The 24,487-nt window shown below is 66.5% G+C and carries 27 protein-coding genes; 19 read left to right on the forward strand and 8 right to left on the reverse strand.

Annotated elements, in window-relative coordinates:
* The first annotated feature begins 196 nt into the window (after nucleotides 1-196).
* The gene (locus ACH82I_RS01700; protein WP_413335092.1) at nucleotides 197-1,504 is read left to right on the forward strand and encodes a M20/M25/M40 family metallo-hydrolase; all 1,308 of its coding nucleotides are present in this window, start codon (nucleotides 197-199) and stop codon (nucleotides 1,502-1,504) included.
* Here the strand turns inward: ACH82I_RS01700 and ACH82I_RS01705 are convergent.
* Complete coding sequence (locus ACH82I_RS01705; RefSeq protein WP_413335094.1) at nucleotides 1,458-2,438, reverse strand: DMT family transporter; 981 nt, start codon at nucleotides 2,436-2,438, stop codon at nucleotides 1,458-1,460. The two genes, ACH82I_RS01700 and ACH82I_RS01705, sit on opposite strands and share 47 nt — an antisense overlap.
* A 28-nt stretch (nucleotides 2,439-2,466) precedes the next feature.
* Nucleotides 2,467-2,649 carry a DUF5703 family protein gene (locus ACH82I_RS01710; protein WP_230744033.1) on the reverse strand — a complete coding sequence of 61 codons (183 nt, stop codon included), beginning with the start codon at nucleotides 2,647-2,649 and terminating at the stop codon, nucleotides 2,467-2,469.
* Between the two features lie 58 nt (nucleotides 2,650-2,707).
* Between ACH82I_RS01710 and ACH82I_RS01715 the strand changes: the two genes are divergently transcribed.
* A complete protein-coding gene (locus ACH82I_RS01715; protein WP_230744032.1) occupies nucleotides 2,708-3,394 on the forward strand; it encodes a histidine phosphatase family protein in 687 nt (228 codons plus the stop codon).
* Nucleotides 3,395-3,428: 34 nt separating this feature from the next.
* Here ACH82I_RS01715 and ACH82I_RS01720 read toward each other — a convergent pair whose 3' ends face one another.
* The gene (locus ACH82I_RS01720) at nucleotides 3,429-4,262 is read right to left on the reverse strand and encodes an undecaprenyl-diphosphate phosphatase (protein WP_413335097.1); all 834 of its coding nucleotides are present in this window, start codon (nucleotides 4,260-4,262) and stop codon (nucleotides 3,429-3,431) included.
* Between the two features lie 69 nt (nucleotides 4,263-4,331).
* Between ACH82I_RS01720 and ACH82I_RS01725 the strand changes: the two genes are divergently transcribed.
* Nucleotides 4,332-5,231 carry an aldo/keto reductase gene (locus tag ACH82I_RS01725; protein ID WP_413335099.1) on the forward strand — a complete coding sequence of 300 codons (900 nt, stop codon included), beginning with the start codon at nucleotides 4,332-4,334 and terminating at the stop codon, nucleotides 5,229-5,231.
* Between the two features lie 52 nt (nucleotides 5,232-5,283).
* Here the strand turns inward: ACH82I_RS01725 and ACH82I_RS01730 are convergent, their stop codons facing one another.
* The gene (locus ACH82I_RS01730) at nucleotides 5,284-5,562 is read right to left on the reverse strand and encodes a hypothetical protein (RefSeq protein WP_230744029.1); all 279 of its coding nucleotides are present in this window, start codon (nucleotides 5,560-5,562) and stop codon (nucleotides 5,284-5,286) included.
* Between the two features lie 57 nt (nucleotides 5,563-5,619).
* Here ACH82I_RS01730 and ACH82I_RS01735 point away from each other — a divergent pair, with 57 nt between their 5' ends.
* From ACH82I_RS01735 to mshC, 3 genes are all read left to right on the forward strand, one after another.
* Entirely contained in the window at nucleotides 5,620-6,183 is a 564-nt protein-coding gene (locus tag ACH82I_RS01735) for a DUF3090 family protein (protein WP_230744028.1), read from the forward strand.
* 6 nt (nucleotides 6,184-6,189) lie between these two features.
* Entirely contained in the window at nucleotides 6,190-7,002 is an 813-nt protein-coding gene (locus ACH82I_RS01740) for an SCO1664 family protein (protein WP_413335101.1), read from the forward strand.
* Between the two features lie 62 nt (nucleotides 7,003-7,064).
* Entirely contained in the window at nucleotides 7,065-8,324 is a 1,260-nt protein-coding gene (gene mshC, locus ACH82I_RS01745) for a cysteine--1-D-myo-inosityl 2-amino-2-deoxy-alpha-D-glucopyranoside ligase (protein WP_413335103.1), read from the forward strand.
* A gap of 22 nt (nucleotides 8,325-8,346) precedes the next feature.
* Here mshC and ACH82I_RS01750 read toward each other — a convergent pair whose 3' ends face one another.
* A complete protein-coding gene (locus tag ACH82I_RS01750) occupies nucleotides 8,347-9,177 on the reverse strand; it encodes a proteasome assembly chaperone family protein (RefSeq protein WP_413335105.1) in 831 nt (276 codons plus the stop codon).
* Between the two features lie 22 nt (nucleotides 9,178-9,199).
* Between ACH82I_RS01750 and ACH82I_RS01755 the strand changes: the two genes are divergently transcribed.
* Nucleotides 9,200-9,859: an HAD family hydrolase gene (locus ACH82I_RS01755; RefSeq protein WP_413335107.1), complete on the forward strand. Its 660-nt coding sequence runs from the start codon at nucleotides 9,200-9,202 to the stop codon at nucleotides 9,857-9,859.
* 48 nt (nucleotides 9,860-9,907) lie between these two features.
* Here the strand turns inward: ACH82I_RS01755 and ACH82I_RS01760 are convergent, their stop codons facing one another.
* The gene (locus ACH82I_RS01760) at nucleotides 9,908-10,717 is read right to left on the reverse strand and encodes a RecB family exonuclease (RefSeq protein ID WP_413335109.1); all 810 of its coding nucleotides are present in this window, start codon (nucleotides 10,715-10,717) and stop codon (nucleotides 9,908-9,910) included.
* Nucleotides 10,718-10,844: 127 nt separating this feature from the next.
* Here ACH82I_RS01760 and ACH82I_RS01765 point away from each other — a divergent pair, with 127 nt between their 5' ends.
* The 3 genes from ACH82I_RS01765 to arc are packed head-to-tail and all read left to right on the forward strand — an operon-like array spanning nucleotide 10,845 to nucleotide 14,729.
* On the forward strand, nucleotides 10,845-12,005 hold the full coding sequence (locus ACH82I_RS01765; RefSeq protein ID WP_230744022.1) for a site-2 protease family protein: 1,161 nt from the start codon (nucleotides 10,845-10,847) through the stop codon (nucleotides 12,003-12,005).
* Nucleotides 12,006-12,051: 46 nt separating this feature from the next.
* On the forward strand, nucleotides 12,052-13,074 hold the full coding sequence (locus ACH82I_RS01770; protein ID WP_413335111.1) for a tRNA (adenine-N1)-methyltransferase: 1,023 nt from the start codon (nucleotides 12,052-12,054) through the stop codon (nucleotides 13,072-13,074).
* Entirely contained in the window at nucleotides 13,071-14,729 is a 1,659-nt protein-coding gene (arc, locus tag ACH82I_RS01775) for a proteasome ATPase (protein WP_413335113.1), read from the forward strand. Before ACH82I_RS01770 ends, arc begins: the two co-directional genes overlap by 4 nt.
* Nucleotides 14,730-14,783: 54 nt before the next feature.
* On the opposite strand, the gene ACH82I_RS01780 is transcribed toward arc, so the two are convergent.
* Nucleotides 14,784-15,188, reverse strand: coding sequence for a DUF3054 domain-containing protein (locus tag ACH82I_RS01780; protein ID WP_230744019.1), 405 nt, complete (start codon nucleotides 15,186-15,188; stop codon nucleotides 14,784-14,786).
* Nucleotides 15,189-15,220: 32 nt separating this feature from the next.
* On the opposite strand from ACH82I_RS01780, the gene dop reads away from it, so the two are divergent.
* Genes dop through ACH82I_RS01815 form a run of 7 tightly spaced genes read left to right on the forward strand, consistent with a single transcriptional unit; the run spans nucleotide 15,221 to nucleotide 21,282 of the window.
* Nucleotides 15,221-16,747 carry a depupylase/deamidase Dop gene (gene dop / locus ACH82I_RS01785; RefSeq protein ID WP_413335115.1) on the forward strand — a complete coding sequence of 509 codons (1,527 nt, stop codon included), beginning with the start codon at nucleotides 15,221-15,223 and terminating at the stop codon, nucleotides 16,745-16,747.
* Between the two features lie 10 nt (nucleotides 16,748-16,757).
* A complete protein-coding gene (locus tag ACH82I_RS01790; RefSeq protein WP_230744390.1) occupies nucleotides 16,758-16,949 on the forward strand; it encodes a ubiquitin-like protein Pup in 192 nt (63 codons plus the stop codon).
* A 1-nt stretch (nucleotide 16,950) separates the two neighbouring features.
* Nucleotides 16,951-17,751, forward strand: a complete 801-nt coding sequence (gene prcB, locus ACH82I_RS01795; protein WP_413335117.1) for a proteasome subunit beta — start codon at nucleotides 16,951-16,953, stop codon at nucleotides 17,749-17,751.
* 13 nt (nucleotides 17,752-17,764) lie between these two features.
* The gene (prcA, locus tag ACH82I_RS01800; protein WP_413335118.1) at nucleotides 17,765-18,454 is read left to right on the forward strand and encodes a proteasome subunit alpha; all 690 of its coding nucleotides are present in this window, start codon (nucleotides 17,765-17,767) and stop codon (nucleotides 18,452-18,454) included.
* A complete protein-coding gene (pafA, locus tag ACH82I_RS01805) occupies nucleotides 18,455-19,858 on the forward strand; it encodes a Pup--protein ligase (protein ID WP_413335120.1) in 1,404 nt (467 codons plus the stop codon).
* A 51-nt stretch (nucleotides 19,859-19,909) separates the two neighbouring features.
* Complete coding sequence (locus ACH82I_RS01810) at nucleotides 19,910-20,866, forward strand: FKBP-type peptidyl-prolyl cis-trans isomerase (RefSeq protein WP_413335122.1); 957 nt, start codon at nucleotides 19,910-19,912, stop codon at nucleotides 20,864-20,866.
* A 41-nt stretch (nucleotides 20,867-20,907) separates the two neighbouring features.
* Nucleotides 20,908-21,282, forward strand: a complete 375-nt coding sequence (locus ACH82I_RS01815; protein WP_230744013.1) for an FKBP-type peptidyl-prolyl cis-trans isomerase — start codon at nucleotides 20,908-20,910, stop codon at nucleotides 21,280-21,282.
* Between the two features lie 39 nt (nucleotides 21,283-21,321).
* Here ACH82I_RS01815 and ACH82I_RS01820 read toward each other — a convergent pair whose 3' ends face one another.
* Nucleotides 21,322-22,446: a DUF3866 family protein gene (locus ACH82I_RS01820; RefSeq protein WP_413335124.1), complete on the reverse strand. Its 1,125-nt coding sequence runs from the start codon at nucleotides 22,444-22,446 to the stop codon at nucleotides 21,322-21,324.
* A gap of 40 nt (nucleotides 22,447-22,486) precedes the next feature.
* On the opposite strand from ACH82I_RS01820, the gene ACH82I_RS01825 reads away from it, so the two are divergent.
* Nucleotides 22,487-23,509, forward strand: a complete 1,023-nt coding sequence (locus ACH82I_RS01825; protein ID WP_413335126.1) for a helix-turn-helix transcriptional regulator — start codon at nucleotides 22,487-22,489, stop codon at nucleotides 23,507-23,509.
* Complete coding sequence (locus ACH82I_RS01830; protein ID WP_413335128.1) at nucleotides 23,493-24,380, forward strand: WYL domain-containing protein; 888 nt, start codon at nucleotides 23,493-23,495, stop codon at nucleotides 24,378-24,380. Before ACH82I_RS01825 ends, ACH82I_RS01830 begins: the two co-directional genes overlap by 17 nt.
* Nucleotides 24,381-24,487: the final 107 nt, after the last annotated feature.

A 24,487-nucleotide genomic window follows, 5' to 3' on the forward strand; every position in this document is an offset into this window, starting at 1 on the left:
GAGACATGGGGTGGAAGTATGTCGTGAGACATAGAGGAACGATGTCCTGAAACCAGACACCCCTCCGCGCACAACAGAGGAATTGGCCTCCGGATCTGATCCGGGGGCCATTTCTCATTCCCGGATACGGGTTCGCACCAGGTTGATATACCGTGGATCTCATCAGCCAATTGAGAACCAGCCGACGGGAGACACCGTGTTTGATTTCAGCGCCGCCGAGTCCGAGGTCACGGACCTGTGCCAGCAGCTCATCCGCATCGACACTCAGAACTGGGGCGGCAACAAGGCCAATCCGGAGCTTCCCGCGGCCGAACTCATCGCCTCCTGGTTCGCCGAGGTGGGCCTGAAGTCTGAGATCGTCGAATCCTCCCCGGGTCGGGCCAACCTCGTCGCCCGGGTCAAGGGCAGTGACCCGGAGGCTCCCGCCCTCGTCGTCCACGGCCACACCGATGTGGTGCCGGCAGCCGCCGAGGACTGGAGCGTCGACCCCTTCGGCGGCGTCATCAAGGACGGACTGCTGTGGGGCCGCGGGGCCGTGGACATGAAGGACATGGACGCGATGATCATCGCCGCCGTGCGCCAGATGCTCCGCGAAGGACAGCAGCCTCGGCGTGATCTCATCATCGCCTTCTTCGCCGACGAAGAGGCCGGCGGCAACTACGGTGCCCGGCACATGGTGCGCAACCGTCCGGAGCTCTTCTCCGGAGCCACCGAGGCGATCTCCGAGGTGGGCGGGTACTCCGTCGACATCCGCGGGCAGCGCGTCTACCTCATCCAGACCGCTGAGAAGGGACTGGCCTGGCTCAATCTCGTCGCCCACGGCACCGCCGGCCATGGTTCGCAACGCAACGACGACAACCCCGTCACCCGTCTCGCCGCCGCGATCTCACGCATCGGGTCCTATCCCTGGCCGCAGGAGATCCCCGTCGCGACTAGGCAGCTGCTCGAAGGGGTCTCCGAGCTGACCGGCATCGAGTTCACCGCCGAGACGATCCCGCAGCTGCTGGCCGAACTCGGTTCGGTCGAGAAGTTCGTCGCCCCGACCCTGCAGAACACCTCGAACCCCTCGTTTCTGGGCGCCGGGTACAAGCACAACGTCATCCCCGGCACCGCCACCGCCTACGTCGACTGCCGGACTCTGCCGGGCCAGCACGAGGACGTCATGCTCAAACTCAAGGAACTCGCGGGGGAGGGCATCGACATCATCCCGGAGGACGAGGGGGAGGCGCTCGAGGCGCCCTTCGACACTCCACTGGTGGCGCAGATGCGCACCAGCCTGCTCGCCGACGACCCGAGCGCCATGGTCCTGCCCTACACGCTCTCCGGAGGCACCGACAACAAGTCGATGGCCGAACTCGGCATCACCGGCTACGGCTTCGCCCCGCTGCAGCTGAGCGGAGACCTCGACTTCCCGGCGATGTTCCACGGTGTCGACGAACGCGTTCCGATCTCCGCGCTCAAGTTCGGCACGCGGGTCCTCGGGGACTTCCTGCTGAAGGCATGAGCGTGATGACGATCCCGGCGAGCACCCCGAGGGCGCTGAGGATCGTGGTCGGGCTGACCAGCGATCCCGGGATCGGCAGCAGCCAATCGAGCAGCAGCGCTCCTGCCAGGTTGCCGAAGAGTGAGAAGAGGCTGAGCAGAAGCACGCCGAGCCGGGCGACGGTGAGCGCGGTGAAGGCGATGAACAGCACGCCCAAGGCCCCGCCGAGGAGGATCCACCACTGATCGGGCTGCGTCGGGAAGCCGGCCCAGCCGACACCGGCGACCATGATGACCGCGGTCGCCAGGCCGAGCGCGATGAGCCCGACAGTGAAGTTGACGGCGGTCGCGACCACTGCCGAGCCGGTTGCGGCCCTGATCCGACCGTTGCAGGCTTGCTGGGCGGCGGTGAGGCTGCCGGAGGCGAATGGCAGCAGCGGAGCCCACAGGGGCACGCCCAGGCCGATGCGCTCATGCGCCCCGTAGACGAGTGCGGCGATGACCACGAGCACCCCGAGGATGCGGAGGGCGCTCAGCCGCTGCTTCCCACCCGGCGGCAGACGGGTGGCATCGACGATGAGGCCGCCGGTGATCTGTCCCGAGACGAAGGCCATGGTGAACATGGCCACGCCCATGACCGGCACCGTCGTGGCCTGGGCGATGACGACGAGACCGCCGCTCAGCCCGCCGAGCAGCATCCACCACGGCAGCGCCCGAGTGCGCAGCAGCCCAAGCAGAGCGATCGCGGCCCTTCGGGACCGAGCCGAGCACAGGAGCACCGCGGAGACGATGAGCAGTCCGGTGACGAATGAGATCAGGGCGGCGAAGACAGCGTGCCCGAGCACCGCGCCGAGGAAGCCGTTGGCTCGACCCTGCAGGGACATGGCCGCACCGGCGATGACGGTGAGGAGACCGGCACCGAGGACCGGCAGGAGCGAGGGGGAGGGTGCGGTCACGCGCTCGGTGCTCTCAGCGTGTCGAGACTCAGCTGCTCAGGGTCAGCGGCATGATCTTGCGCCGTAACCATACCGTGCGCACCCCGCCGACCGAGATCCGCGTCCGGGCCAGCTCCCACTTGCCGTATTCGCACTCGTCGTTGAGCTCCTGCAGACTGACCGAGCGCGGGACATCCTTGGAGAAAGAGACCTTCCGAAACTCGTAGGTCATACGTGGACGCTGACGTTTCATAGGCCCACCCTAGACGATGGTGGGCTAGTCTGGTGGCATGCCCGTCATCGTCCTTCTGCGGCACGGTCTCTCCAGTGCCAACACGGCAGGAATCCTCGCCGGACGCGCCCCCGGCGTGTCGCTGACCGATGAGGGTGTCAACGCCCTCGAAGCCACCCTGCGGATGCTTCCGCAGCGACGGTTCTCCCGACTCCTGCACTCCCCGCTGCACCGGTGCGAACAGACCGCGGAATTCGCGCAGCGGGCCGCCGAGTTCGACTCCGTCGAGGTCAGCGAGGACATCATCGAACTCGACTACGGCGACTGGACCGGGCGGTCGCTCAAGGAGCTCGCCGCAGAGCCTTTGTGGAAGACTGTCCTCGAGCGTGCATCGCAGGCGCGGTTCCCGGGAGGGGAGTCTCTCGCCGAGGCGGCCGAGCGTGCCGTCTCCCGGGTCCGATCGCTCGTCGTCGAGCTTGCTCAGGAGGAACAGCGGGAGAAGGAACAGCGGGAGAAGGACTCCCCGCCGCGGTGGGGGATGCTCGTCTCCCACGGCGACATCATCAAGGCGATCATCGCCGATGCCCTGAACATGCCGCTCGATGACTTCCAGCGCATCGGGGTTGCTCCCGGCTCATTCACCGTCATCGACTATTCGGGCACGCGTCCCGTGCTCACGGCGATGTCGGTGACCGCGGCCGGGCTGGCCGACAGCGGTGCACCCGGAGGCGGCGGCCTGCGCTGATCGGTCACCCGCGCTGATCGGTCACCCGCGCCGGTCAGGCGGCTGCGAGGACTCCGGTGCCCAGCAGCACGTAGAGGACGATGCCCAGGGCCACTCGGTACCAGACGAAGATCGCGAAGGACTTCGTCTCGACATAGCTGAGGAACCAGTGGATGACGAGGAGTCCGAGGCCGAAGGAGATGACCGTGGCCAGAATCGTCGGACCCCAGCCGAGAACCATGTCGGTGCTGCCGATCGTCTCGTAGACGCCGTAGAACCCGGAGCCGAGGACTGCGGGAATCGCGAGCAGGAACGAATAGCGGGCAGCGGCGGGCCGGGAGAAGCCCATGAACCGACCGGCCATGATCGTGCCGCCGGACCGGGAGACGCCGGGAATGACGGCCAGCGCCTGGGCGAGGCCGTAGAGGATGCCCTGGCCCCATTTCATATCGTCGAGCGTCAGCTGCTTCTTGCCGACCCAGTCGGCGAGGCCGATGATGAGGCCGAAGACGATGAGCATGGTCGCGGTGATCCACAGGCTGCGCAGCGCACCTTCGATGTAGTCCTGGAACAGCAGACCGATGACGACGATCGGGATCGAGCCGACGATGATGAGCCAGCCGAGGCGGACCTCGGGATCCTTGCGATCATGACGTCCCACCAGCGCCTTGCACCACTTGCCGATGATCGAGACGATGTCACGCCAGAAGTAGACGACGACGGCCGCCTCGGTGCCGATCTGGATGATGGCGGTGAAGAAGGCGCCCGGATCCGAGCCCGGCAGCATCAGCTCACCGACGATGCGCACATGCGCCGAGGACGAAATGGGAAGGAATTCCGTCAGCGCCTGCACGATTCCGAGCACAGCGGCGACCAGCCAGTCGTACATACGACTCCTTGAAAAAGGGGGATGGGAACGAAACCACGGTAGCCGCCACATCGGGTAACCTCAACAATCATGAAGATGCAGCGCCTCGGCACCACCGGCCTCGACGTCAGCGAAGTGGGTCTCGGAACCTTCGAATGGGGTCACCGGGTCGATTCCGTCGTCGCCCAGCGCCTCCTCGACGACTATGTCCTCGCTGGTGGCAACCTCGTCGAGCTGCCGAGTTCGGGCCGCCATGCTGCGGCTGTGCTGGCTCAGCTGAGTCTTCCCGAAGAGCTGCTGGTGATGGCTCGGGTCGGCGTGTCCATGAGTGAGTCATCCCACATCGAGGTCGGTCTCGGTCGGGCGCGGATCCTCGATCAGGTCGACGCTCTGCTGAGCACCACGGGTCGCGGCCACATCGACGTGCTCATCCTCGACGTCTTCGATGCCGAGGTCGATCGGGCGGAGACCGCCTCGGCGATCGACACCCTGCTCACCCTCGGCAAGATCCGCTACGTCGGAGTCTCGCACCATGCCGGTTGGGAGCTCTCGGAGATGCGCGGGGCCGGGATTCCGATCGCCTGCGCGATCGCCGAATACTCTCTGCTCAACCGCGAGGCTGAGGACGAGCTCCTGCCTGCCGCACGCTACGGCGGGGTCAGCCTCATCGCCGGAGCCGGTCTGGGCAGGGGAGTGCTCAGCGACAAGTATCGGCGCGGCACTCCGCAGGACTCTCGCCTCGCCGGGGAGCTGAGCGACTACGTCGCGGCCTACTTCGACGAACCCTCGACACGGGTGCTCTCCGGTGTGCGCAAGGCCGCTGCGGCCTTGGGAGTCTCGACCACGGACATCGCTCTGGCCTTCAACCGCAACCAGGGGATCGCCTGTTCACTGGTCTCGGCACGCACCCCGGAGCAGCTGGCCGAACTCACCGGTGATGTGATCGAGCTCGAACCAGAGATCGCCGAGGTCCTCGACCAGATCTCCTGAGGTGCCGGCCAGGTCAGGTGCCGGTCGGATCAGACGCCGTTCAGGTCAGGCTTCAGGCGTCCTCATCGTCCTCAGCGAGCTCGAATTCTTCGTCGAGCCCACTCTCATCGTCGTCCTTCGCATCCTCGACATCGTCGAAGAGCTCGAAGGGTGTGACCTCGTCGAATGCGGTGTAGATCGCGTCTTCGTAGATTTCGAAGGCATCGGCCAAGGCCATGTAAGCGGCTTCGACTCGCGGATCTTGGTCTCCATTGCGGTGTGCGGATGCGGCGTAGTGTTCCCTCACTGCTTCGAGGAACGCATCCAGGGCCTCACGAGGATCAGTGCTCATAACTCAAATGTATCCCAGGCGGGACCGACATGTAAGGGTTTGAACTAGGCTAAAGGCATGGCAGCTTTGTACGACCACCCCACACCGGAACGATTCGTCGTCGGCACGATCGGACTGCCCGGAGAACGCACCTTCCTCCTCCAGGCCAAGTCGGGATCGGCGCTGACCACGGTGGTCGTCGAGAAGGAGCAGGTGGAGATCCTCGCCGACCGCATCACCGAACTCCTCGACATGGTCATGATCAAGGACCCCGCCGCTCGCGTGCCCCAGACCGCGCTCGACGAGCGCATCGACAACGCCGGCCTCAACGTGCCCATCGAACCGGAGTTCCGGGTCGGAACCATGAGCCTGGGCTGGGACACCGTGGCCCATGAACTCGTCGTCGAATGTTTCGAACTCACCGAGGAGGATGCGCAGGCGGGGACTTCGGCCGATCCCGATGACGATGAGGTCGAACGCGATGTGCTCCGTATCGTCCTCGACGCCGCCGGTGCCCGTGAGTTCTCGCGCCGCGGCGAACAGGTCGTCAATGCCGGCCGCGGAGACTGCCCGTTCTGTTCGCTCCCGCTCGAGCCCGACGGCCACCTCTGCCCCCGGGCCAACGGCATTCCCCGCGGCTGAGGCGGCATGGACGAATCCTTCCTCGTCACCGCGCTGACCAAGGGCGCCTGCACGGAGATGGGCGTGATCCCGCGGGCGAGCAACGACACCCGGCTGATGGTCGTCGAATACGAGGGCCGCGTCCTCAAGGCCGTGTACAAACCGATCTCCGGAGAACGACCGCTCCACGACTTCCCCTCCGGCACCCTGGCGCTGCGGGAGACCGCCGCCCATCGACTCAGCGCCCACCTCGGACTCGATGTCATCCCACCGACGGTTCTGCGCGAGGACCTGCCCGCCGGGACGGGATCGCTGCAGGCCTATGTCGAGGACGCCGGCGGTGCGGACCCGGTGGCGCTGAGCGCGGTCGACGCGATCCCGGACGACTATGCTCCGATGTTCGCCCTGCGCACCGAGGACGGTCGGGACCTCGTTCTCTCCCACACCACCTCGGCGCCGCTGCGGGCGCTGTCGTTCTTCGACCTGTTGGCCAACAACGCCGACCGCAAGGCCGGGCACGTCATCACCGGTGCCTGCCTGCCCAGCCTCGTCGACACCGACATCGCCACCCGCGGCATCGACAACGGGCTGACCTTCCACCCGGAGGAGAAGCTGCGGACCGTGCTGTGGGGTTTCTCTCACTCCTCCTTCCAAGCCGAGGAGCTCGATGCGCTCGAGGAAGTGGCCGAGATGTCTGCGGGTCTGCGCGGCGTCCTCGACGACTGTCTGTCCGCGACCGAGATCACGGCCCTGTCCGCCCGAGCCGAGGCCCTGGCCGAGGACGGATTCTTCCCGGAGCCACCCGAGGATCGCACGGCGATTCCCTGGCCGCCGATCTGAGCTCGTCTCGGCGGGCCCTGCCGGAGGTGCCGTTGCCGAAGGACTCGGTTAGGCTGGTCTGCGTGAAGTCATGGTCCGAACCTCAACTGCCCCGCCTCACCAGCTCCGGCAAGGCGCCGACGGTCTTCGATACCGCCGCCAGAAGCCCACGTAAGCTCAAGGTGCGTGAGCGCTCGGCGGCCCTCTACGTCTGCGGGATCACTCCCTACGACGCCACCCATCTCGGCCACGCGGCCACCTATGTCGCCTTCGACCTGCTCAACCGGGTGTGGCGCGATGCCGGCATCGACGTCGTCTACGCGCAGAACACCACCGATGTCGACGATCCGCTGCTCGAGCGGGCCGACTCGACCGGTGTCGACTGGCGGGAGCTCGCCGAGACTCAGATCGAACTGTTCCGGCAGGACATGCAGGCGCTGCGGGTGATTCCCCCGCAGAGCTTCATCGGAGTCGTCGAATCGGTGCCGCAGATCGTGCGGGCGGTCGAAGATCTCGTCGCCTCCGGTGCGGCCTACACCTTGGACAACGGCGACGTCTACTACCGGGTCTCGACGCCCATCCAGCCGCCCTTCGGCAGCGTCAGCCATGACGACAGGTCGACGATGCAGAAGCTCTCGGCCGAACGCGGGGGAGACCCCGAGACCCCCGGCAAGGACAATCCGATCGATCCGCTGCTGTGGCGGGCCGAACGCGCGGGAGAGCCTGCCTGGGACGGCGGCAGCCTCGGCCGGGGCCGACCCGGTTGGCACATCGAGTGCACGGTCATCTCCGAGGAATACGCCGGCATGCCCGTGGATGTGCAGGGCGGCGGCAGCGACCTCGTCTTCCCGCACCATGAGATGAGCGCGGCCCACGCCGCGGCCTGGAAGCGGCAGCCGCTGGCCACGACCTATATGCACACCGGCATGGTCGGCTATCAGGGTGAGAAGATGAGCAAGTCGAAGGGCAACCTCGTGCTCGTCTCGAAGCTGCGCGAACAGGGCGTCGACCCGATGGTCATCCGCACCGTGCTGCTGTCGAACCATTACCGCAGCGACTGGAACTACACCGACGATCTGCTCGAGTCCGCCTCCGCCCGCCTGCGGGCCTGGAAGCATGCCGCGCGGTGTGAGTCGGAATGCCGGGAAGGGCTGCGCGGCCACATCATCGGACTGCTGCGCGAGTCATTGGCCGATGATCTCGACAGCCCTCGCGCCTTGGGCATCCTCGACGAATGGGCCGAGCACTATGCCGATTCGGAGCCGACCGAGACCGCGCCGGTCAGCGGCGATCGCGTCGCCGACGCCGTCGATGCGCTGCTCGGCATCGCCCTGACCGACTGAGGCTGTTTCTGTCCGACTGCGGCTACTTCTCTCGGCCGCGTTTGCGCAGATAGCGTTCGAACTCGGCGGCGATGGCGTCACCGCTGGCCTCGGGCAGATCGGCCGAGTCATTGAGCTCCTCGAGCCCTTTGACCATCTCCACGAGGTGCGGATTGAGCGCGACGAGCTCATCGGCGCCGAGCTCCCAGGCCCGGGACTCCTCCTCGAGGACGGGAATGTCGATCTCGATTCCCGTGCACCTCTCTACGGCGTTGGCCAGGGACAGCTCCGCCTTCGGTGAGGGCGAATCCGTGAGATAGTCCGGCACGCCCACCCACAGGTTGATCGCGCGCAGGCCCCGCCACCGGCATTCGACGCCGAGGAGGCCGAGGATGCCGATCGGACCGGCGTAGCCGTTGACGTCGATGCCGAGCTCTTCGGCCACGACCGGGTCCTCCGTGTTCGCGACCACCGGCATCGGCCGGGTGTGCGGGACCTCGGCATGCAGGCCGCCGAGGAGGACGACCGAATCCTCGGGCCCGACCTGGGTGAGGATGAGGGAGAGGAATTCGCGCCACTTCAGGCCGGGTTCGTGGCCCTGGATGACGGTGATCGGGATGCCCGCGTGCTCTCCGCGGTGGACCTCGACTCCGGGCCAGGCGATCGAGGCTCGTCCGTCCTCGTCGCGGATGATCTCCGGTTCGGAGAAGCGGAACTCGTAGAAGCCGTCCGTGTCCAAGATCTCACTGTCGTGGAGGTTCCAGACTTCGATGAGATCCTTGACCAGTGAACTCGCGGCCTCGGAAGCATCGGCGTCCTGCCCCTCGAAGGCGATGAAGACGAATGAGGCGCCACTCGTTGGAAGAAAACTCATGATTCAAGATTACGCTGGAAACATGACGAACCCAGCCGCAGTCCTGTGGGACATGGACGGAACCCTGGTCGATACGGAACCGTATTGGATCAGGTCCGAAACCGAACTGATGCACGCGCACGGAGTCTCCTGGAGCGAGGAGCAGGGACTGGAATTCGTCGGCAACGACCTGCGCACCTCGGCGCGGATGATGCAGGAGGCCGGCCTCGAACTCCCGGTCCCGGAGATCGTGGAAACGCTCATCGATTCGGTCGTCGCCCTCATCGAGGAAGCGGTGCCCTTCCGGCCGGGAGCTCTCGAACTTCTCGCAGCCCTGCGCGCCGAGGACGTCCCCTGCGTGATGGTCACGATGTCCTACCGCAGGCTCGCCGAGGCGGTCATCGCCGCCTGCCCCGCCGGCAGCTTCGCCGGTCTGATCTCCGGCGACGAAGTCGATGCCGGCAAACCTGATCCCGAGCCCTATCTCAAGGGCGCGGCCCTGCTGGGACTCGACCCCGCTGAGTGTGTGGCGATCGAGGATTCGAAGCCCGGTTTGGCCAGCGCCGAGGCGGCCGGGACGATCGCCATCGGCGTTCCCCACCTCGTGGAGCTCGAGGATCGGCCCGGCCGGATCCTGTGGGAGGGCCTGCACGGTCGCGGACTCGACGACCTGCGGGAGCTCACTGCCCGGCAGTCCGCCTGACCCGAGGTGCGGGACCTCGCAGGTCCCTGCGCGCCCGCCGGGCGCGGCTCAGGCGCCGACGATCTCGGTGATCTCCGGAGTCGGCGGTGCGGCGTTGCCCCAGGCCGGACACAGGGGTTTGAAGGTGCACCAATTGCACAGCGGTGACTTCCGCGGCCGCCACCTGTCGGTCTTCGCGGCGGCGACGATATCCTTCCAGATCGCGTCGATCTCGAACTGCGTCGCCTCGATGTCGGCCATCGTGGGATGGGACTTGAGCACGCTGCGCGAACCCAGATACATCAGCTGCAGGGTGTGCACGAGCTCGCCGGTGAGCCGATATTCGACGAGGGCGTAGAAGCCCATCTGGAACTTCGCCTCCCGCCCGTACTGCGGTTTCGGCTGCTTGCCGGTCTTGTAGTCGACGAGGCGCTTCTCCCCGCCTGGCGCCACGTCGATGCGATCGATGAAGCCGCGCAGCTCGAGCCCGCTGTCCAAGGTGGTGCGGACGAACTTCTCCGTCTCATCCGGTTCGAGGTGCTCTGGGAATTCGAGCGTGAAGTAGGCGTCGAGGAGCTTCCGCGCCGAGGTGAAGAACTCCGCCTGCTCGGCCTCTGTGGTGAAGATCTCAAGCACCTCGGGGTCCTTGTCCACGAGCTCGGTCCACGCCGGCATGAGCAGAGACTGGGCATGGTCGGTGGTGCGCTGTTCGGCAGGGGCCGTGAACAGCTTCTCGAGCACCGAGTGGACGACGGTGCCCCGGAAGGCGGCCTGGGAGGGCGGCTCCGGAAGCTTGTCGATGCTGCGGAACCGGAACTTCAGGGGGCACTGAATGAAGTCATTGGCCCGAGAGGGCGAGAGACTGGTGAGCACGGCCATGGCACCACTGTAACGACTCACACTGACACGACAACGAGTTGATTGCGTCCGCCGCGTCGACCAGCGGCGGAGCCCGTCTCGCTGTTAGGCTGAGAACCCCCGACCCCCAAGCAGAGGAATTCCTTCGATGGCTGCGAAAAGTCACCAGATCGGTGCGTCCTCCGGCGTGCGCCTGGGGACTGTTCTCGGCGCCCCGGTGATCCTCGCCTGGTCCTGGTTTCTCGCCGCCGTGGTCATCACCATTCTCTTCACTCCGTGGCTGAACACTGTGCGTCCGGACCTGGGCGTCGGAGCCTGGTTCGTGGCCTTCGCCTATGCGGTCCTCCTCTTCGCCTCGGTGTTCCTCCACGAACTCGCCCACGGCGTCGCCGGACAGTTCTACGGGCAGAAGGTCGCAGCCATCGAGCTCAACATCTGGGGCGGCTTCACCCGGTTCGAACCGCAGGTCGACAACCCGCGCGACAAGGCCGCGACGACGAGCTTCGTCATCTCCATCGTCGGGCCCATCGTCAACATCGTCCTAGCCCTGCTGGGCTGGTGGTGCCTGAGTGCGGTCAGCCCGACCTCGGTGCCGTGGCTGCTGCTCATCGCCGTCACCTTCGCCAATGTCGCCCTCGGCGCGATCAACCTGCTCCCCGGTATCCCGCTCGACGGCGGCTGGGCGCTGCAGGCGATCATGTGGCGCATCACCGGCTCCCAGTACCTCGGCACGATCGTCGCCAGCTGGGTCGGACGCATCATCGCCATCGGCTTCATCGGCTGGTCGGTCATCACCCCGCTGCTGGCCGGCGATCGACCCGACCCGCTGACGGTGGCCTGGATGTCGCTCATCGCGATCATGCTCTGGTTCTCCGCCGGGGACGCGGCCACCCACGCCAAACGGGCACGGAAGATGGAGACCTACGACCTGTCCCAGGTCATCCAGCCGGCGATCGCCGCGACCTGGGATGCCGATCTCGCCGACACGCTCGACTATGCGAACACGCTGGGCAATGCGAAGGAGCGCACGCTCATCGTCGTCCTCGATCAGAAGGGACTGCCCTACGGGCTCGTGGACCGGCACGCCGCAGCGGGACGGCTCGCCGAGGACCTCTCACCGGTACCCACCGGTGAGGTCGCCCGACCTCTGGCCGGATGGATCGGCGTGCCCAAGGACATCACAGCCCCGCATCTGCTCGAATCGCTCACCCACCGACCGAAGGCGCAGTTCAGCCTCGTGATGGATGGAAACACCCTCGTCGGCGTCATCGACCTGCAGGAATTCTTCGACGAGCTTCTCGCAGCCTGAACCGGGTGTGCCGAGGCGCTGCCCACCAGCGTAGAGTGGTCACATCATGACTCAGGTAAGCCATACCCAACCTCATCGGGTCCTTCATCCCGGGGAGAAGATCCAGCTCACCGACCCCAAGGGGCGGATGCACACGATCGTGCTCGGTCCCGGTGAGGTCTTCCACACCCACAAGGGACTCATCAGCCACGATGACATCATCGGCCGCACCGAGGGCATCGTCGTCACGAACACCGGGGGAGTGGACTTCCAGGTCTTCCGTCCCCGCTACGAGGACTTCGTGCTGTCGATGCCGCGAGGCGCCGCCGTGGTCTACCCGAAGGACTCCGGACTCATCGTCACCCTCGGCGACATCTTCCCCGGAGCCACCGTCGTCGAAGCCGGCGTCGGTTCGGGTGCCCTGTCGATGGCGCTGCTGCGCGCAGTCGGGCCGACCGGCACCGTCCACTCCTTCGAGCTGCGTGAGGAGTTCGCGACCATCGCGGCCGGCAACATCGCCGACTTCTTCGACGGCGAACCCGAGAACTGGTCGGTGACCGTCGGCGACCTCGCCGAGACCCTGCCCCAGGCCTATGGATCCGGCACCGTCGACCGTGTGGTCCTCGACATGCTCACCCCCTGGAACACCCTCGAAGCGGTCACCGAGGCGCTGGCCCCCGGCGGCATCGTCATCGCCTACGTCGCCACCGTCCCGCAGCTCTCCCGCTTCGTCGAGGCCCTGCGCGAGACCGGCAGCTATGCCGAACCGGAGTCGATGGAGGCCATGGTCCGCGGCTGGCACGTGGACGGTCTCGCGGTGCGTCCCGATCACCGGATGATCGCCCACACCGGGTTCCTCATCATCGCCCGCCGGATGGCACCGGGGGTGACGCCTCTGGAGAAGAAGAAGCGCCCCCAAGGAGCGACCGCCGCGGCCGAGGACGTCGCCGCCTGGACCGAACCCGAAGTCACCGAGGCCGCCGTCGGCGCTCGAGTCGCACATGGGAAGAAGCTGCGTCGCGTGATGCGCGAGGCAGGCAAACGCTTGGAACGCACAGAGCCGACCCCCGGGTCGAAGGAGGACCAATGACCGAGACCGAGACCACCACCGAGGTCAAGCGTCTGCGCGAAGACACGGCCTCACTGCGCCAACAGCTCTACAGCGCCGGCAAACGCAACGAGGCGCTGTCGAAGACCCTGCGCACCGCCCGCGACGAACTCGGACGGATCAAAGAAGAGGCCCGTCGGCTGACCGAACCCCCGAACAACTGGGGCACGCTGGTCGCCGTCGATGACAAGGGTCTGGCCGCCGACGTCATCGTCGGCGGACGTCGGATGCGAGTCGCGATCGGCCCCGAGGTCGAACCCGCCAAGCTGCTCGCCGGCGCCGATGTGCTCCTGTCCGAAGGACTCGTCATCATCGGCACGGGGGAGTTCCCGCCCGTGGGGTCGGTCGTCAACGTCCGCGAGTTCGTCGACGACACCCGGATCCTCGTCGGTGCGCCCGGCGATGACGAACAGGTCTTCGTCCTCGCCGACTCACTCGTCGGGGCCGGCCTGCGCGTCGGCGATGCCGTCGTCGTCGACACCCGCACGCACTATGCCCTGCAGGTCGTCGAGAAGCCCGAGGTGTCCTCGCTGCTGCTCGAAGAGGTCCCGGACATCACGTACTCCGATATCGGAGGCCTGGCCGACCAGATCGGTCAGATCAAGGATGCCGTGGAGCTGCCCTTCGAACACCCCGAGCTCTACACCGAGCACGGACTCAAACCGCCCAAGGGCATCCTCCTCTACGGCCCTCCCGGCTGCGGCAAGACGCTCATCGCCAAGGCCGTCGCGAACTCCCTGGCCGACCGGACCGGTTCCGAGCAGTCCCGCAAGACCTTCTTCCTCAACATCAAAGGTCCCGAGCTGCTCGACAAATACGTCGGCGAGACCGAACGTCAACTGCGTCTGATCTTCGCCCGCGCCCGCGAGAAGGCCTCGGCAGGCTTCCCCGTGGTCGTCTTCTTCGACGAGATGGAGTCCCTGTTCCGGACCCGCGGCACCGGCAAGTCCTCCGATGTGGAGACGACGATCGTGCCCCAGCTGCTGACCGAGATCGACGGCGTCGAACAGCTCGACAACGTCATCGTCATCGGCGCCTCGAACCGTGAGGACCTCATCGATCCCGCGATCCTGCGTCCCGGTCGCCTCGACGTCAAGATCCGCATCGAACGGCCCGATGCCGAGGCCGCGCGAGACATCTTCGAGAAGTACCTGACGACCGATCTTCCGCTCCACCCGAGCGTGCTCACAGGACACGCCACCGCCGCCGAGGCGGTCGCCGCCCTGATCACGCACTGCGTGGAGAGGATGTTCGCCCAGAGCGCGGAGAACGAATTCGTCGAGGTCAGCTACGCCGACGGGTCCAAGGAGATCCTCCACTTCTCGGACTTCGCCTCCGGAGCGATGATCCACAACATCGTCGACCGGGCCAAGAAGTCGGCGATCAAGTCCCTGCTCGAGACCGGGGAGCGCGGTCTGCGCCCCGAACACTTCGACGAGGCCATCGCCGAGGAATTCAGCGAACACGAGGATCTGCCGAACACCACGAACCCCGATGAGTGGGCGCGGATCTCCGGCCGCAAGGGCGAACGGGTGACCCACCTGCGGATGATGCACCTCGACACCACCCGGGGTGCGCCCGCGGTGCCCCTGGAGACCGACATCGCCGAGGTGTACCCGAACTCCGACCTCGTGTGAGCCCGGGCTCGGCGGAGTTCGGGCTGGGCGGACTTCGGGGTCAGCGCACGAGGCTCAGCGGCCGCCTCGGCGCTTCCCGGATCCGCCGGCCACCGCGGTGGCGATGATCCGCCAGCCCACGAGAGTGATGAGGTTGAGGCTCGTGGCGACGATCATGAAGGTCACCGGGATCTCTCCCGGGGTGTCGCCGGCGCCCGTGACGCCGCGCAGCACCAGTCCGATGAGCACCGTGATCGCCCACACGCCGGTGCCCGTGCGCAGGGGCGAGATCGGTCGATCCCAGACGGCGGTGAGCACCCAGGCCGCAAGCAGTCCGAGCAGGAACGGCCACGCCGTGGTCATCAGCCCCTGCGGATCGAAATTGTGAGAATGTGTGTAATGACCGACGATCGTGAACAGGACCACGAGGACGAGGTCGACTGTGAGGGCGATCGGGAGATGGGATTTCTTGGCTGCCACGGCCTCGAGTCTAGTCGTGAGAAGGAGATGAGATGCTCAGCGTCCACCGAGTGATGGGTTCGGAGACCGAGTTCGGCCTCAGCCAACCGGGCAATCCGCGTGCGAATCCGATGCGGGACTCGGCGCGTGTCGTCGACGCCTATGCCGGACCCCGCGGCCTGCGGTCCTCCCAGAACTTCTGGGACTTCGCCACCGAATCGCCCCTGGCCGATGCGCGCGGATTCTTCATGAACATCGCCGACGCCGATTCCTCACAGCTCACCCACGTGCCCGCCGAAGACGTCGAGGCCCAGTACCTGGCCAATGTCGTCACCGAGAACGGCGCCCGCTACTACGTCGACCACGCCCACCCCGAATACTCCTCCCCGGAGGTGCTGACCCCCCGCGATCTCGTCGCCTATGACCGGGCCGGGGACCTCGTGGCCCTGGCCTCGGTGCGGGCGCTGGAGAAGTCCGGGGAACCGGTCAACCTGTACAAGAACAACACGGACTCCAAGGGATCGTCCTACGGCACCCATGAGAACTACCTCGTGGACCGAGGCGTGGACTTCGACGACATCGTCGCCGGCCTCATCCCTTTCTTCGTCACCCGACAGATCCTCTGCGGATCGGGTCGGGTCGGCATCGGCCGGGAGGCGGAGTCCGCGGGCTTCCAGATCTCTTCGCGCGCGGACTTCTTCGAAGCCGAGGTCGGACTCGAGACGACGCTGCGGCGCCCGATCGTCAACACCCGCGACGAACCGCACGCCGACCCCGCGAAGTACCGCAGGCTCCACGTCATCATCGGCGATGCCACGATGGCCGAACCGGCGACCCTCGTCCGGTTCGGGTCGACCTCGCTCGTGCTCGGCCTCATCGAGGCGGGGCTGACCCCGCGGCTCGAACTCGCCGACCCCCTGCAGGCACTGTGGGACGTCAGCCACGACCTCGACCTCTCCGCCGAGCTGCCGCTGAGCGACGGATCGACGATGACGGCCCTGCAGATCCAGGAGGCCTACTACTCAGCCTGCGCGCAGCACGCCGGCGACGACGAAGACACCGCCTCGGTGCTCGCAGAATGGCGTCGGTTCCTCGACGGACTGGCCGAAGACCCGCGCAGCCTCGCCGATTCCATCGACTGGATCGCCAAATGGGTGCTGCTCGAAAGCTACCGTGAGCGCGAAGGCATCGACTGGGATCACCCGAAGCTCGCGCTCGTCGACGTCCAGTACCACGATGTGCGCCCGGAGAAGGGCCTGTTCCACAAGCTCGAGCAGGCGGGCCGGATCCGGCGCCTGACCACCGACTCCGAGGTGGAGGCCGCAGTCACCACGGCACCGGAGGGCACCCGGGCCTACCTGCGATCCCTGGCGGTCACGCGCTTCTCCGCGGACCTGGTGGCAGCCAGCTGGGACTCGCTCGTCCTCAACGCCGGTGACTTCGGGGTCGTGCGGCTGCCGATGAGCGAACCGCTCAAGGGCACTCGCGCCCTGCTCGAGGACCGGCTGTCCGGGATCGAGACCTCCGCAGGCCTGCTCGAGGCACTCGGAGTCGATAGACTGAAGACGAAGAACGACTGAAGGGGACATGATGAGTTCACAGGAGCAGGTGCAGAAGGATCATTCGGCCGGCGGCGGCGAGCCGCCCGTCGACCCGCCCGAGGCCGTGCAGGGACAGATCAACACCCAGAACGTCGATTCCATCCTCGACGAGATCGACGGAGTCCTCGAAACGAACGCTGAGGAGTTCGTCCGCAACTTCGTGCAGAAGGGCGGCCAATGAGATGTCGGGTTTCAGCCCCGCATTTCTGAGTTCGACGAGCAACTCCTTCGTCGAACTCGCCCGCAGCGTCGCCCCCGAGACGCTGCCGATCGGTGAGGGCCGCCACCTGGCCGAGCAGGTGCCGGAAGGCACGACGATCATCTGCTTCCGCACCGCCTCGGGCATCCTCATGGCCGGGGACCGCAGGGCCACGATCGGCAATATGATCGCCTCCCATTCGATGGAGAAGGTCCGGGCGGCCGATGACTTCTCCGTCATCGGCATCGCCGGGACCGCGGGTGTCGCTCTCGACCTCATCCGCCTGTTCCAACTCGAACTCGAACACTACGAGAAGATCGAAGGGGCCCGGCTGTCCCTGCACGGCAAGGCCAACCGTCTGGCCTCGATGCTGCGGGGGAATCTGGGACTGGCGATGCAGGGCCTGACCGTGGTCCCGATGTTCGCCGGCGTCGACGATTCGACCCCGGCCGGACAGATCTTCAGCTTCGACGTCACCGGAGGCAAATACGAGGAGCACCGCTTCCATGCGATCGGCTCCGGATCCGGTTATGCCCGCGGAGCACTGAAGAAGCTGTGGCAGCCGGCGCTCGACCCCGAGGCGGCTGTGACCGTGGCCGTCGAAGCCCTGTTCGATGCCTCCGATGACGATTCCGCGACCGGGGGACCCGACTTCGTCCGCCGAATCGCCCCGACCATCTGCACCGTCGACCTGGAATCCGGTGTGCAGGAGATCGACACCGCAACGACCCTGGCCGCGGCCGCCGAGGTGGTCGAGCGGCGGACCCGGAAGGCACAGTCATGAGTGAGGATCCGTCATGAGCCAGGCCCCGTTCTACGTCTCACCCGAACAGCTGATGAAGGACCGGGCGGACTTCGCCCGCAAAGGCATCGCCCGCGGCCGGTCCGTCGTCGTCCTCCGCTACGACCAGGGGATTCTGCTGCTCGCGGAGAACCCCTCACCGACCCTGCACAAGATCGCCGAGATCTACGACCGGATCGGCTTCGCCGCTGTCGGCAAATACAACGAGTTCGAGACTCTGCGACAGGCGGGAGTCCGCTACGCCGACCTGCGCGGGTACTCCTATCACCGCACGGACGTCACCGCCAGGGGACTGACCAACGCCTATGCGCAGACCCTGGCCGGGGTCTTCACCACCGAGTCGAAGCCCTTCGAGGTCGAACTCGTCGTCGCCGAACTCGGCCTCACCCCGGAGACCGACCAGCTCTACCGACTCAGCTACGACGGCTCCGTCATCGACGAATCCGAACATGTGGCCATCGGGGGCCAAGCCGATGCGATCACCGCGAGCCTCAAGGGCCTGGCCACCTCGGCGCTGAGTCTGGGCGCGGTCGTCGACCACGGAGTCCGCGCCCTGGCCGCCGCGACCTCGGGGCCGCTGCCGACGAGTGACCTGGAAGCGGCGATCCTCGACCGCACCGCCGTCGGGCACCGCACCTTCAAACGACTCGACGACGCAGCCATGGCCGCGCTGCGGGAGGACTGAATGGCACGCATCTACGGACTCGAGACCGAATACGGGCTCGCCCACACCGCACAGACCGGTGACCGACGCATCGGTCCCGAGGAGATCGCGCGGTACCTGTTCCGGCCCATCGTCGAATGGGGACGGTCCTCGAACGTGTTCCTGCCCAACGGCTCCCGGCTCTACCTCGACGTCGGCTCCCACCCCGAATACGCCACCGCCGAATGCGATTCGCTGACCGATCTGCTGACCCAGGATCGGGCGGGGGAGGCGCTGATGATCGACCTGCTCGAGCAGGCCCAGTCCGCGCTGGCCGCCGACGGCCTGGGTGGTCGGATCCACATGGTCAAGAACAACACCGACGCGGCCGGGAACTCCTACGGCTCCCATGAGAACTTCCTCATCCGCCGCACCCTCGACTTCAATCGGCTGACCACGGTTCTCCTGCCCTTCCTCGTGACCCGGCAGCTGCTCGTCGGTGCCGGGGCCATCATCCCGCAGAAGTCGTCCTTCGCCCCCGACGAGGATGCCAACCGGTCCGAGATGATGTTCGGTCTCTCCGCCCGCTCGGACGTGATGTGGGAGGGACTGTCCTCGGCGACCACGCGGTCCCGGCCGATCATCAACGCCCGTGACGAACCGCACGCCGATGCTGAGAGGTACCGCCGACTCCACGTCATCGTCGGGGACTCCTCGATGTCGACGGCCACCTCGGCGCTCAAGATCGGATCCGCGGTGCTCATGCTCGACCTCATCGAACAGGGCGCCAGGATCCCCGAGAACGGACTGCGCCATCCGGTCAGGGACATCCGCCTCGTCGCCCGCGACCTCACCGGCGGCGTCAGACTCGAACGCACCGACGGGACGACGACGACCCCGCTGGGTCTGCTCGCCGACTACCGGGATCGGGCTCGCGTGATCGTCGACAAAGGCGACCACAGCCTCGGCGAGGACGGCATCGCCGAGTACGTCATCGATCTGTGGACCAGGATGCTCGAGGCCGTCGAGGCCCAGGACTTCTCCGCCGTGGACACGGAGATCGACTGGGTGATGAAAAAGACGCTCATCGACCGGGCGATGGCCAGAGGCATCGACTCGATCACCGATCCGAGGATCCAACGGCTCGACATCGCCTATCACGACATCACCCCCGACACGGGCCTGTTCCCGAAGCTCGAACGTTCGGGCATGGCGAAGAATCTCGTCAGCGAGGAGGCCCGGATCACGGCCAAGGACGTGCCTCCGGCAACGACCCGGGCGGCGATCCGCGGCGAATTCGTCCGGGCCGCCCACGCGGCTCGCCGCGACTACACGGTCGACTGGGTGCATCTGCGCCTCAACGACGAATCCGGGCGCGCGGTGGCGCTGAAGAATCCCTTCGAACCCACGCACCCGCAGGCCGAGGCACTCATCGCCGGCCTGTAAGATCTCTCAGTGATCCGGCCGTTGTTCGGCCACAGTGACGAAAGGAACCACGTGCGCACCAGAGTGCTCAGTGCCATTGCCGCGGGTCTGCTGCTGCTCACCGCCTGCGGGCAGGGTGAGGAAGCCGAGGACACCGCCAGCGCCCCGCCCTCCGTCTCCGCAGAGGACGCGAAATCGACGAGCCTCGACGAGGTCAAGGTCGACGGCGACTTCGGGAAGAAGCCGAAGGTCAGCTTCGACGCCCCCCTCGTCATCGACAAGACCGGCAAGACCGTCATCAGCGAGGGCAAGGGCGAGAAGATCGCCGACGGCGAGCAGGTCTCCGCGCAGATGACGCTGATCTCGGGCACGAGCGGTGAGGAGATCGAATCGAGCTACGATTCGAAGTCCCCGGCCGGATTCCCGATGGACAAGTCGCAGATCTCGGAAGACCTCTACAACGCGCTCATCGACGTCAAGGTCGGCTCCCGCGTGGTGATGTCGCTCAACGGCGCCGCCCAGCAGGGCCAGCCCGATCAGACTCTCGTCTACGTCATCGACGTCGAGAAGACCACGAAGCCGCTGACCCGCGCCGAAGGCGAGAAGGTCGACCAGGGGGACAACCCGGTGACCGTCGAATGGGGAGACAACGGAGAACCGTCGATCTCGAAGCCCGAGGGCAAGGCCCCCAGCGAACTCGAGACCTATACGACCATCGAGGGCGAAGGTCCCGAGGTGAAGAAGGGCCAGAGCGTGGCCGTCAAGTACTCCGGCTGGCTGTGGGACGACACGTCGAAGTACTTCGACTCGAACTGGAAGGAAGGCGGACAGCCCTTCGCCGTCGACCCGGTCGGCGAGGCGCAGGTCATCGAGGGCTGGAACGAAGGCCTCGTCGGTCAGAAGGTCGGCAGCCAGATCGTCCTCGTCATCCCGCCCGACAAGGGCTACGGCGAACAGGGAAGCCCCCCGTCCATCCCGGGCGATGCGACCCTGATCTTCGTCATCGACATCCTCTCGGCCCAGGGCTGAGTGCAGCAGACCGCAGACGACAACTCACAACAGGAGGAACCATGAGCAAGCAGAAACCGGAAGTCGACTTCCCCGGGGGCGAAGCCCCGACCGAACTGATCATCGTCGATGACATCATCGGAGACGGCGCCGAGGCGGGTCCCGGCAATGTCGTGAGCGTCAACTACGTCGGCGTCGCCCATTCGACCGGCGAGGAGTTCGACGCCTCCTACAACCGGGGGACCCCGCTGGAGTTCAAACTCGGCTCCGGCATGGTCATCTCCGGCTGGGATCAGGGCATCCAGGGCATGAAGGTCGGGGGCAGGCGCACCCTGCAGATCCCGCCGCACCTGGCCTACGGAGACCAGGGCGCCGGAGGCGTCATCAAGCCGGGTGAGTCGCTGATCTTCGTCTGCGACCTGGAGAACGTGCGCTGAGACGCTGAGTCAGACCGAGCAGTCGGCTCGGTCCCGCGGTCAGAATTCGGCCGCGAATCTGCCCGCCGCGGCGGCAGCGAGAAACGCTGCCGCATCGGCGGGCAGTCTGCGTCCCATGGTCGAGAGCCCCACGGGGGAGGACTGCAGCGCCTCCCACAGGCTGGTGAGGTCGACGTCGACGAGGCGGTGCATGTCCAGCTGTTCCCGCTGAGCCGCCGTGATCTCAGCCACGACGGCCGGATCGGGATCCATCTGCGCCCGCTCCGCCTCGGCAAGGCTGGAGAAGTCGGGGACCGGAACGGCCACCCCTGGTCGGGCGATCTCGATGAGCGAGGTCAGGGAATGGTGCGAGATCCCGAAATGACGGCCGCGCGCATCGGCATTCGACATTCGCAACACGCCGATCGGACTGCCCCCGAGCAGGGCGGCAGCATTGAGGTGCTCACCGGTGACCAGGCCCGAATACCCGTACTTCGTGCCCGTGCCGAGGTTCCCGGGGCCCTGGGCGACGATCGCTAAGTCTGCGCCGAGCACGTGTTTGGCGGCCAGCAGTCCGGTGTGGATCGTCACCGCCTCGAGATCGGCACCCCAGGACTGGCCGGTGCTGATCGATCCGTGCAGCCAGCCGGCGTCCTTGAGCCCGGCCACCGCCTGTGAGAAGCGGGCAGGCAGTGCGGCACCGTCGCTGAGGACATAGGCGACCCGGAGCGTGGGATCGACCGCGCGGATGCCGGCCACGATCGCCGGCAGGGCCGAATGCAGATCGGCCACGAGCACGGGCATCGACTCGAGCGATTCCGCCTCGGCGAGGGTGGCGTGGTGTTCGGACTCCTGATCGTCGACGCCGAGGACCATCGTCTGCAGCGGGGAATAGCGGTCCTTGACCAGATGCCCGGGACCCTCCGGCGGATCCGCAGGAAGCGCATCCGGCAGAGCCACGATGAGTCCGAACCCGCCCGTGCCCAGACGTTTGGCCAGCGCCGAGACGTTGACTAAGACCGCGTCCCCGGGCCGTGGATCGCCGACGGCCTCGGTGTAGGCGATCGCCCTGATGTGCGTGATCGTCGTCCCCGGCAGAGCCTGGTCAAGATCGACCTCGACCTCTGTGTATCCTGGCCGGGTGGTCCGAATCGCGTCGACGATTCCTCTGCGCCAATGAATCATGATCCTAAGACTATCGCCCGCATTAGGTTACGGTGGAATTGTGAACACACCCCGCCCCAGCAGACAGAGGCAGCAGACCGAACGTCTGCTCAACCTGCTGATCGCCCTGCGAGCCGCCCGCGGCTGGGTGTCTCGGAAGACTCTGATGACCGTCATCGACGGCTACGCCGGACTCGACGATGTGGCCTTCGACCGCAAGTTCTCCCGCGACAAGGAGCTGCTGCGGCATATGGGCATCACGATCGCCACCCGAGCCGAACACGATGCCTACGGGGATGCGGGGGAGACCGGGTACCGGATCTCCGCCGATGACTATGCGATGGGCGATGTCGAGCTGACCCCCGCCGAGGCGGCCGCCGTGGCCGTGGCCGCCAGGTTCTGGTCGGACACGGAACTCGGGGAGTCGAGCGCCCAGGCCCTGACAAAGCTGCGTGCCCTCGGCATCGACCTCAGCGACGCTGCTCCCGGCGGAGCGGGAACGGACCAGCCGCCGGCGGCGAAGAAGCTCGGCAGTGCGAACTTCGCCACCGCCCTTCACCACATCAACGCCCGTGAGGCCATCGCCTTCACCTATCACAAGCCGGGGCAGTCGGCGCGCAAGGTCAGGCTCGAACCCTATGCCCTGCTCAGCCGCGGTGATCGCGTCTACCTGCTCGGCTTCGACATCGACCGGGATGCCCAGCGGACCTTCCGGCTCTCCCGCGTCGAAGGACGGATCACGAAGCTCGGCGGCCGCGAACCCGGCGACTACGAGATCCCTGCGGACTTCGCCGCCGACGTCACTCTCTCGACGAGTTCAGAGATGGCTGTCGTGACCGAGGCACGGCTGCGCATCGGCGCCCATCGGGCCGATCCGCTGCGCCGCCGGCAGGTGCGCAGCGACGGGGACGAGATCGTCATAGAATACACCGATGCGCAGAGCCTGGCCGCGGAGATCGTCGGCTTCGGCGATGCCGTCGAGGTGATCGAACCCGAGGAGCTCGCCCGCTCCGTCGCCGCCCGCCGGGAGACGATCCGCAGCTCCCTTCGACGACTCGGAGGTCGCAATGTCCTCAGCGCGTGAGCGACTGACCCGCCTGCTCAGCCTCGTGCCCTACCTCGACGCGCACCCCGGTGCCGACCTCGAGGAGACCGCCGCCTATTTCGGGATCGACTCCGACACCCTCATCGACGACCTGCAGCTGCTCTTCGTCACCGGTCGGCCCGGTCACATGCCCGATGACCTCATCGATGCGTCGTGGGAAGGCGGCCAGATCCACATCTCGAATGCCGAAGAGGTCTCGGTGCCCGTGCGGCTGAGCGCCGAGGAAGCCGGAGTCCTCGTACTCGCCCTCGACCTCCTCGATGCCCTGCCCGGACTCGATACCGCGGCCGTGCGCAGCGCCGCCGAGAAGCTGCGTCTGGCGGCGGGGGAGAACCTGCACACGACTGTCGAGGTCAGCCCGATTCCCGCGGACGAGGAGCTGATGGAGTTCCTCCGTCAGGCCATCGACACTGAATCCGCGGTGAGCATTGACTACTACGTGGCCTCCCGCGACGAACTGACGCATCGCACGATCGCGCCCGCCCGGCTGATTCCCGGAGCCGACTGGTACGTCGACGCCTGGTGCTATTCGGCCGGAGCGCCACGCCGCTTCGCCCTCGGCAGCATCCGCTCCTGGGCAGCGGCGGCGCACCCGCCCCTGTCGGTGAGCGAATCCTCCTCACAATCTTGGGAGGTCACGATCGGCCTCTCCGCCGACGGCGCCTGGCTGGCCGATGAACTCGAGGTGCTCGAGCGTGAATACCCGGACAACTCCGAGTCGACCGTGCGGGTGCGGGTGATGGTGCACTCCGTTGACTGGCTGAGCAGATTCCTGCTCCGGCACGCCGAGGTGATCACCGACATCGACGATGCTGAGGCCGTCGAGGCGGCCCTGGCCCGACTCGGCTGAGCCGCGAACCATCCTGAAGCCGTCCGGTCCGGCGTGCCGAGCGATGAGGATGAAAGGCTCAGCTGCAGCGCGTAGAATCTGACACAGCACACCCATACCAAGGAGCC

It is taken from the genome of Brevibacterium sp. GP-SGM9, assembly GCF_047300845.1.
Classification (GTDB): Bacteria; Actinomycetota; Actinomycetes; order Actinomycetales; family Brevibacteriaceae; genus Brevibacterium.